General features: G+C 44.2%; 9 protein-coding genes. All 9 read left to right on the forward strand.

All coding sequences use genetic code 11. The annotated features are described in order from the left end of the window. The 9 genes from ACQCT8_RS18375 (at nt 1) to lysS (ending at nt 8,530) form a co-directional block, all read left to right on the forward strand. The gene (locus ACQCT8_RS18375) at nt 1-909 is read left to right on the forward strand and encodes a peptidyl-prolyl cis-trans isomerase (protein WP_426873528.1); all 909 of its coding nucleotides are present in this window, start codon (nt 1-3) and stop codon (nt 907-909) included. 165 nt (nt 910-1,074) lie between these two features. Then, a complete protein-coding gene (gene cysK / locus ACQCT8_RS18380; RefSeq protein WP_426873530.1) occupies nt 1,075-2,001 on the forward strand; it encodes a cysteine synthase A in 927 nt (308 codons plus the stop codon). A 217-nt stretch (nt 2,002-2,218) separates the two neighbouring features. Continuing rightward, nucleotides 2,219-3,634 carry an anthranilate synthase component I family protein gene (locus ACQCT8_RS18385; RefSeq protein WP_426873532.1) on the forward strand — a complete coding sequence of 472 codons (1,416 nt, stop codon included), beginning with the start codon at nt 2,219-2,221 and terminating at the stop codon, nt 3,632-3,634. Next, complete coding sequence (gene pabA / locus ACQCT8_RS18390) at nt 3,631-4,227, forward strand: aminodeoxychorismate/anthranilate synthase component II (protein ID WP_426873534.1); 597 nt, start codon at nt 3,631-3,633, stop codon at nt 4,225-4,227. The genes ACQCT8_RS18385 and pabA overlap by 4 nt, the downstream gene beginning before the upstream one ends. Beyond that, nucleotides 4,224-5,084, forward strand: coding sequence for an aminodeoxychorismate lyase (gene pabC / locus ACQCT8_RS18395; RefSeq protein WP_426873536.1), 861 nt, complete (start codon nt 4,224-4,226; stop codon nt 5,082-5,084). The genes pabA and pabC overlap by 4 nt, the downstream gene beginning before the upstream one ends. A gap of 2 nt (nt 5,085-5,086) precedes the next feature. Then, entirely contained in the window at nt 5,087-5,914 is an 828-nt protein-coding gene (folP, locus tag ACQCT8_RS18400) for a dihydropteroate synthase (protein WP_426873538.1), read from the forward strand. Then, complete coding sequence (gene folB, locus ACQCT8_RS18405; protein WP_426873540.1) at nt 5,907-6,269, forward strand: dihydroneopterin aldolase; 363 nt, start codon at nt 5,907-5,909, stop codon at nt 6,267-6,269. The genes folP and folB overlap by 8 nt, the downstream gene beginning before the upstream one ends. 1 nt (nt 6,270) lies before the next feature. Next, nucleotides 6,271-6,792: a 2-amino-4-hydroxy-6-hydroxymethyldihydropteridine diphosphokinase gene (gene folK / locus ACQCT8_RS18410; protein WP_426873542.1), complete on the forward strand. Its 522-nt coding sequence runs from the start codon at nt 6,271-6,273 to the stop codon at nt 6,790-6,792. A 250-nt stretch (nt 6,793-7,042) separates the two neighbouring features. Further along, the gene (gene lysS / locus ACQCT8_RS18415) at nt 7,043-8,530 is read left to right on the forward strand and encodes a lysine--tRNA ligase (RefSeq protein WP_426873544.1); all 1,488 of its coding nucleotides are present in this window, start codon (nt 7,043-7,045) and stop codon (nt 8,528-8,530) included. The last annotated feature ends 383 nt before the right edge of the window (nt 8,531-8,913 follow it).

Below are 8,913 nucleotides of genomic sequence, written 5' to 3' on the forward strand. Positions count from 1 at the left end.
GTGAGTAAATCCGATCTGCGAAACAGGCGTCTTAAAGCTAAGCCACTCGTTTATATTATTGGATTTTTACTTTTAACTAATATCATTACATTGATCGTTTTAATGACAGCTCCTGACTCGGATTCCCTTTCTGAAACGGTTGCAACGGTTGATGGAGAAGAAATTTCGAGACAGGAATGGCTGCATGCCATTGAACTGCGGTACGGAAAAGAAGTTCTTCAGCAATTAATTAATCAGCGTGTCATGGAGCAATCTGCTGAAAAATACGATATCTCTATTTCACAGGAAGAACTGGATCAGGAATTTTCCCTGCTGCGTTCTGTATTAAATATGAATGATCAGGCCTCTCTGCCAAATGAAGAAGTGCTGAGGGAACAGCTTAAAACGGAGCTGATCTTAGAGAAACTGATTACCTCTGAAGTGCAATTTTCGGAGGAAGAGCGAAGAGAGTATTTCGATGAAAATCAGTCTCTTTTCTCAGTTCCTGTTATGTACCGTCTTTCTCAAATTGTCGTCGCAACGGAAGAGGAAGCGCAGCAGGTTATGCAGGAACTGTCGAACGATTCTTCTTTTGAGGCTTTGGCCAGAGAACGCTCCATTGATGCTGCGACTGCAAGCCAGGGAGGCATGTATGGGTATATTCCTGAGGATTCGACCTCTGTGGATGAAGGAATTATTCAGGCGGCAGGTTCACTTGAGCAGGGAGAGTGGTCCAGTCCAATTCAAACGGATCAGGGGTATGTCATCGTGTTTTTACATGAAACCACTGAAGGAGTGTCCTTTACTTTTGAGGAAGTGGAAGATCGGATTGAACGTCAGCTCGCGCTTGAACAATTAAATATTCCGGTAACGGCAGAATCTTTCTGGGACGAAATGCCGATCACATGGTTTTACGGTCCCACTGAATAAAAAACACAGAATGGAGGCTTACCGCTTCTATCTCTGTGTTTTTTAGCATATTGTTACTAGGACGAAAAATAATTAGTACATAATAGTTGAAATCATTCTGAAAAGTTGGTAAATTTGGAACATAACGAAATGCCGATTATATTACTAGGGATTAGGAGTGTGGATATGGTACGCATTGCAAATAATATTTCTGAACTCGTAGGGCAGACACCTATTGTGAAATTAAACAGAATGACCGATGAAAACTCAGCAGAGATTTATTTAAAGCTTGAGTACATGAATCCGGGCAGCAGCGTAAAGGATCGAATTGCGCTCGCTATGATTGAAGCCGCAGAAGAAAAAGGCGATCTCAAGGCCGGCGACACCATTATTGAGCCTACAAGCGGAAATACCGGAATTGGACTTGCTATGATTGCAGCTGCAAAGGGCTACCGTACCGTGCTCGTTATGCCTGAAACCATGAGTATGGAACGCCGCAACCTTCTTCGGGCGTATGGCGCAGAGCTAGTGCTGACACCGGGACCTGATGGAATGAAGGGGGCAATTGCCAAAGCAGAGGAAGTAGCAAATGAAAAAGGCTACTTTATGCCGCAGCAATTTAAAAACGAAGCAAACCCCGAAGTGCACCGCCGTACAACAGGTAAAGAAATTGTTGAACAGATGGGTGACCAGCTTGATGCTTTTGTTTTAGGGATTGGCACAGGCGGAACAATTACAGGAGCAGGGCAAGTGCTTCGTGAAAAGTATGAGAACATTAAAATTTACGCTGTAGAGCCGACGGACTCACCTGTTTTATCAGGTGGAAAGCCAGGCCCTCATAAGATTCAGGGAATTGGAGCAGGATTTGTTCCCGATATCCTTAACACAGACATGTACAATGAAGTCATCCAGGTTTCGAATGAACAATCCTTTGAAACAGCGAGAAAAGCTGCGCGTCAGGAAGGAATTCTCGGGGGTATTTCATCTGGAGCCGCTATATATGCAGCACTTAAAGTAGCCAAGGAATTAGGAAAAGGCAAAAAAGTACTGGCGATTATCCCAAGTAATGGAGAGCGCTATTTAAGCACACCTCTGTATCAATTTGAAGAATAAACAATCAGTCTAAAATGCTGGTGCAGCAGGAACAAGGTTGGATAGAACGGTAAGAGAGGGTGAGATCAATTGATCTTCATCCTCTTTCTTGTGTGAAAAATAATTTTTTCGTTAAAAAGAGCTCCGTCATTCGTTACGGTTAAGGAGGTTTCCGATGATTGAAACGACAGGATCGTGTATGATAAAAGATAGACCAGAGTTTAGGAGTGACACAGTAATGAGTTCATTTACTTTATCGTACCGAACCATACACACTACGCGCGAAGCGTTTTTTACTACATATACCTGTCAGTCTTCTGAGGAAGATCGGCATATTTTTTTAGAAAGCGGAAGAGGCGGCCGCTACAGCATGGCAGGCATCCGTCCGTTTGCCTGGGCAAGAGGAGAAAAAGACGAATTAACTGTATATGAGCAGGGAACAGAACAAACACTCAAAGGGGACCCGCTCCACCTGCTTATTGACTGGATGAAGCCTTATAAGCATGAGCCTGTTAATTCTTTGCCGGACTTTCAAGGAGGGGCTATGGGATATATCTCCTATGATTATGTCCGTTCTATCGAGCAGCTCCCGGAAATCGCAGTCAACGATCATGGTCTGCCCGATCTTTATTTTATGATTTTTGATCAATGGCTTGTGTTCGACCATCAAACCAACCTCCTGTATTTTATGGTGCTGCATAAAGAAGAGGAGGACCAGGAAACGATGCTTGACCAGTGGACTGCTTCTTGGCAGGAAGCAATGAATCAAGAAGGCAGGGGCAAGGAGGGTGGAAACATACGTGAAGAGCAGACGCAACTCGAGTTTTCTATGGATGAACGCAGATTCAGTCAAGCGGCGGAAGCCATTCGAACATATATTGCGCAAGGAGATGTGTTCCAGGTAAATTTATCGGTTCGCCAATCTAAAAAACTGCTTGCAGAGCCGCTTTCCATTTACAAGGAATTGCGCACTTTTAATCCTTCTCCCTATATGTCTTATGTTCATATGCCTGATGCCCAAATTGTCTCAGCTTCTCCGGAATTATTAATTAAAAAATCAGGAACTGAACTTAGTACAAGGCCGATCGCCGGTACCCGCTCAAGAGGGGATAATCAAGAAGAAGATCAGAGACTCGCAGATGAATTAATTCAAAATGAAAAGGAACGCGCGGAACATGTCATGCTAGTGGATCTTGAACGGAATGATCTCGGCCGGGTCAGCCGGTACGGTACGGTGGAAGTAAATGAATTTATGGTCATTGAACGGTATTCGCATGTCATGCACATTGTATCAAATGTACGCGGACAGCTTGACCCTTCCTACAATGAAGCTGATGTCATAAGAGCTGTTTTTCCTGGAGGCACCATTACAGGTGCGCCCAAGGTCAGAACCATGGAGATTATTGAAGAGCTGGAGCCTGTCAGAAGAGGTCTTTACACCGGATCGATTGGCTGGATCGGCTTTAATGGAGATATGGAATTAAATATCGTGATCCGTACGATGCTTGCCCAAAATGGAGTTGGACATGTTCAAGCAGGAGCGGGTGTGGTGATAGATTCCCATCCAAAGCGTGAATACAAAGAATCGTTAAAGAAGGCGCAGGCACTTTGGCATGCAAAAGATCTGGCAGAAGGCAAGGAGATGACAACATGATCTTAATGATTGATAACTACGATTCATTTACGTATAATCTGGTGCAATTTTTAGGAGAGCTTGGAGAAGAACTGGTCGTGCGGAGAAATGACGAGATTTCAATTGCAGACATTTCCGAAATGAACCCCAATTATTTAATGATTTCTCCGGGGCCGTGCAGCCCGAATGAAGCAGGGATCAGCCTTGAGGCAATCCATACGTTTGCCGGTATCATTCCGATCTTTGGTGTTTGCCTTGGCCATCAGTCCATCGCTCAGGTCTTTGGCGGAAATGTGGTTCAGGCAGAGCGGTTAATGCACGGAAAAACCTCACTTATTTATCATGACAGCCAAACCGTTTATCAAGAGCTGCCCAACCCATTTACTGCAACCCGCTATCACTCGTTGATTGTTGAAAAATCCTCTGTTCCTGAAGATTTAATCGTCACAGCGTGGACAGATAAAGGGGAAATTATGGGACTGCGCCACCGCACTCTTGCTGTAGAAGGAGTGCAATACCACCCGGAATCGATTATGACGGAGTATGGAAAGCTTTTGCTGCGTAATTTCCTGACAGCCTACAAATCATTTAAACCAAGAGTGGATGCCACATGAAAATATGGCAAAACGGAACTATTTTAGAAGCGGAAGACGCAAGAATTTCTCCTTTTGACCATGGGTTTCTCTATGGAATGGGCGTTTTTGAAACGTTCCGTACGTATGGGGGGCATCCTTTTTTGATTGGCGATCATGTGGACAGGTTAAACCTTGCGTTAAAGGAAATGCAGATTGACTATTCCTTTTCCATTGATGAAGTGGTGCAAATGGTCACTGTGCTCAGGGAAGCAAACGGAGGAGAAGACGGTTATTTTCGTTTGAATGTATCAGCGGGAGTCCGTGATATCGGACTTTTCCCGGATCCATATGAAAGACCGTCCATCATTCTTTTTCAAAAGCAGCTGCCTGTAAGCGGGGTGACGGAGAAAAAAGGCGAGTGGCTGACCATTTCCCGTAATACACCGGAAACGTCCCAGCGATTAAAGTCCCATCATTATTTTAATAATATCGCAGCAAGAAGAGAGGTGCGTGATGGGGCTGAAGGCCTTTTTTTAACAGCTGATGGCTTTGCAGCAGAAGGTGTGACCTCCAATTTGTTCTGGATCACCCAAAAGACCCTGTATACACCTTCTCTTGCAACCGGTATTTTAGCCGGAATTACAAGAGCAATGGTCTTAGCAATTGCAAAACACGCAGGGCTTCAGGTGGAAGAGGGATTTTACAGGAAAGAAGATGTGCTGAAGGGGGATGAAGTATTTGTGACGAACTCCATTCAGGAAATTGTCCCGCTGCACGCAATTGAAAAAACCTCATTTCCTGGATCAGCAGGTAAATGGACGATTTCTTTAAAACGGAAGTATCAAAACCAGACAGCTTCCCTGATACGCATAGAGGATTTAGGAAAGGAGGGATGAGCATGATTTTACACTGCAGGAATACAACGTTCGATCTATCTCAGAAAACCGTGATAATGGGAATCTTAAATGTCACACCAGACTCTTTTTCAGATGGCGGACAATTTGATGAACGGGAAAGAGCGGTCGAAAGAGCGAAAGAAATGGTGCAGCAGGGTGCAGATATTATTGATATCGGCGGCGAGTCAACACGTCCTGGACATCAGCCGGTTTCTGCTGAAGAAGAAATTGCACGTGTTGTTCCGATGATTCGGGCTATTGCGAAAGAAGTGAATGTACCTATATCCATTGATACCTACAAGGCGTCCACTGCAAAAGCGGCAGTCGAAGCCGGTGCTTCAATTATCAATGATGTTTGGGGAGCAAAGCGGGATCCGGAAATTGCTGTCGTGGCCGCACAGCACCAGGTGCCGATCGTCCTGATGCATAACCGGGCTAATCGCCAGTACGACTCATTTCTGAAAGAAGCATGGGAGGACTTAAACGACAGCATCCTGATCGCCAGACAGGCTGGAGTGCAGGACAGCCAAATTATTTTGGATCCCGGCATCGGCTTTGTTAAATCTCACAAGCAAAATATTGAAATGATGAGAAACCTGGACCGGTTAGTTGAGATGGGGTTCCCGGTGCTGCTCGGAACATCCCGCAAATCTATGATAGGAAATATTCTCGACCTGCCCGCATCCGAGCGGATGGAAGGGACGGGGGCAACGGTTTGTTTCGGTATTCAAAAAGGATGCCATATTATGCGGGTTCACGATGTAAAAGAAATCGCAAGAATGGCTAAAGTGATGGACGCATTAATGGGAAAGGATGAAGGCAATGGATAAAATCAAGGTAAATGGGATGGAGTTTTACGGCTATCACGGTGTGTTCCCTGAGGAAAACAAATTAGGCCAGCGGTTCCGGGTCAATGTACTATTGGAACTCGACCTGCAAAAGCCAGGACACTCAGATCATGTGGAAGACTCGATTAATTACGGAGAGGTTTACACTTTATGCAAAGAGGTAGTCGAAGGGGAGCCTTATCAGCTGATTGAGTCTGTAGCAGACCGCATTGCATCAGGTTTGCTGGGACAATTTGAAAAACTGGTTCAATGTACGATTGAAGTGATTAAGCCGGATCCGCCAATACGCGGTCACTATAAATCTGTGGCAGTTGAAATCACCAGGAGCAGAAATTGACATGACATCTATTGCTTACTTATCACTAGGTTCAAATCAGGGTGAGCCTTTTGTAAATCTTAAAGAGGCGATCAGTCAACTGCAAAGAACGGAGGGGGTTCAAGTAACGCGGGTTTCTTCCATATATGAAACAGACCCGGTCGGTGTAACAGAGCAAAACGCGTTTTTAAATCTTGCTGCTGAAATTGAAACAGGTAAGAAACCCGAAGAATTATTAGACCTGTGCCAGCGAATAGAAGATAAACTCGGACGTAAACGACTGGTTAGGTGGGGGCCACGGACCATTGATCTTGATATCCTTTTGTTTAACGCAGACATGATCCAATCAGACCGGCTGACGATCCCCCACCCGCGAATGCATGAACGAAGCTTTGTATTAATTCCTTTGCTTGAAATCAGCCCGGATGTGGTTTATCCAGGTTTAAAAAAGTCGTTAAAGCAACAGCAGCAAACACTTCCTGATCAGGCAGGAGTAAGGCTTTGGAAAAAGAATTACAGCCTCCTATTAGAAGAACTGCTTTAATATGCATAGTGAAATGAAGCTGAAAAGCTGCCGATCTTTAGATGGGCAGCTTTTATATAGAAGAGATTTGTCGAAAAAACCATGAATTTGTTTTGTTTCTGGGTTCATCTCTCATTTTTTTCGACACAGAGATTCAGCAAAAGAGACTTTAGGGGTGTACCCACTCTGCATATTGTGTAAAATAGACAAGTAGTTGTGAATCCGGTCTAAGACCTTGATTTATAGAAAATAAAAATAAGGAGTGAACGGAATGAGTCACGAAGAAATGAATGACCAGTTTCGCGTACGCCGCGAAAAAATGGAATCGATCCGTGAAAAGGGTAACGATCCATTCGGCAAACGCTTTGACCGATCGCACGGTTCAAATGATATTAAAACTCAATACAGTGAGTTTACAAAAGAGCAGCTCGATGAAACCCCTGTAACGGTTTCAGCAGCAGGCCGCATCATGACCAAGCGCGGAAAAGGAAAAGCGGGATTTGCCCACATTCAGGATTTACAGGGTCAAATCCAGTTATATGTTCGAAAAGATGCAATTGGTGATGAAGCCTATGAGCTTTTTAATACATCAGATTTAGGGGACATTGTCGGAGTAAGCGGGACAGTTTTCAAAACGAAGGTCGGAGAGCTATCCATAAAAGTAACAAGCTTTGAGCTCTTATCCAAGGCTCTTCGTCCGCTTCCGGAAAAGTTTCATGGCTTAAAAGACGTTGAGCAGCGCTACCGTCAGCGTTACCTGGATCTGATCACAAGCGAAGAAAGCAAAAACACATTTATCGCACGAAGCCGCATTATTCAGTCCATGCGCCGGTATCTGGATGACAATGGATATCTCGAAGTGGAGACACCTATGCTTCATTCAGTAGCAGGGGGAGCAGCAGCGCGTCCGTTCATTACCCATCACAATGCATTAGATATGGAGCTTTATCTGCGCATTGCGATTGAACTGCATTTAAAGCGTCTGATTGTCGGAGGAATGGAAAAAGTCTATGAAATTGGCCGCGTCTTCCGTAACGAAGGGGTATCAACCCGACACAATCCTGAGTTTACCATGATAGAATTGTATGAAGCATACGCTGATTTCCATGACATTATGAACCTGACTGAAAACCTAGTAGCACATGTAGCAAAAGAAGTGCTTGGCACTACAGTAGTACCATATGGCGGCCATGACGTGGACCTTACGCCAGAATGGACCCGCCTTCATATGGTAGACGCTATTAAAGAAGTAACTGGCGTTGACTTCTGGAGTGAAATGACTGCAGAAGAAGCGCATGCTCTTGCCAAGGAACATGGCATCGAAGTGAAGGAATCAATGGAATACGGCCACATTGTAAATGAGTTCTTTGAACAAAAAGTAGAAGAAACACTTGTTCAGCCAACCTTTATCTACGGCCATCCGGTGGAGATCTCTCCACTGGCTAAGAAGAATCCTGAAGATCCACGCTTTACGGACCGCTTTGAGCTATTCATTGTAGGCCGCGAGTATGCGAATGCCTTCACGGAGCTAAATGATCCAATTGATCAGCGTGAGCGGTTTGAAGCTCAGCTCCAAGAAAAGGCTGCTGGTAATGATGAAGCACATGAAATGGACGATGATTTTGTTGAAGCGCTGGAGTATGGCATGCCTCCAACGGGCGGATTAGGAATTGGAGTGGATCGACTTGTGATGCTTCTGACCAATTCACCATCTATTCGCGATGTTCTGCTATTTCCACTTATGCGTCATCGGGATTAAGAAAGAAAAGGGCTGTCCATGGGATGGCCCTTTTCTTTCTTTCGATCTAAAAGAATCATAGGGATGTGAATTTATAAGGAAATTTACAAAAGGTTTACAAGGCTTTTAAAATTAATTCTAGTTTTTTTGAAAAAACTATTGTCACGCTGTTTGTAGCATGTTATATTATTATTCGTTGCTAAGAAAAACAACGCGAACAAAAAACAATTAAAAAAAGTTGTTGACATCGATACTGAAATAATGGTAAGATGATCTAGTCGCTTGAGAGAGCAACACACAAACGAAACACCTTGAACCTTGAAAACTAAACAACCAAAAACGTCAACGTTAGTACAAGATTTACAAGAAACATTATGAGCTTTATCAAACACTTTACGGAGAGT

Origin of the sequence: Jeotgalibacillus proteolyticus (assembly GCF_050107735.1) — a bacterium.
In the GTDB taxonomy this organism is placed as follows: domain Bacteria; phylum Bacillota; class Bacilli; order Bacillales; family Jeotgalibacillaceae; genus Jeotgalibacillus; species Jeotgalibacillus proteolyticus_A.

Coding starts and splice junctions, on each gene's coding strand:
- cysK (WP_426873530.1), top strand. CDS start 1,075: ATGGTACGCATTGCAAATAATATTTCTGAACTCGTAGGGCAGACACCT.
- ACQCT8_RS18385 (WP_426873532.1), top strand. CDS start 2,219: ATGAGTTCATTTACTTTATCGTACCGAACCATACACACTACGCGCGAA.
- pabA (WP_426873534.1), top strand. CDS start 3,631: ATGATCTTAATGATTGATAACTACGATTCATTTACGTATAATCTGGTG.
- pabC (WP_426873536.1), top strand. CDS start 4,224: ATGAAAATATGGCAAAACGGAACTATTTTAGAAGCGGAAGACGCAAGA.
- folP (WP_426873538.1), top strand. CDS start 5,087: ATGATTTTACACTGCAGGAATACAACGTTCGATCTATCTCAGAAAACC.
- folB (WP_426873540.1), top strand. CDS start 5,907: ATGGATAAAATCAAGGTAAATGGGATGGAGTTTTACGGCTATCACGGT.
- folK (WP_426873542.1), top strand. CDS start 6,271: ATGACATCTATTGCTTACTTATCACTAGGTTCAAATCAGGGTGAGCCT.
- lysS (WP_426873544.1), top strand. CDS start 7,043: ATGAGTCACGAAGAAATGAATGACCAGTTTCGCGTACGCCGCGAAAAA.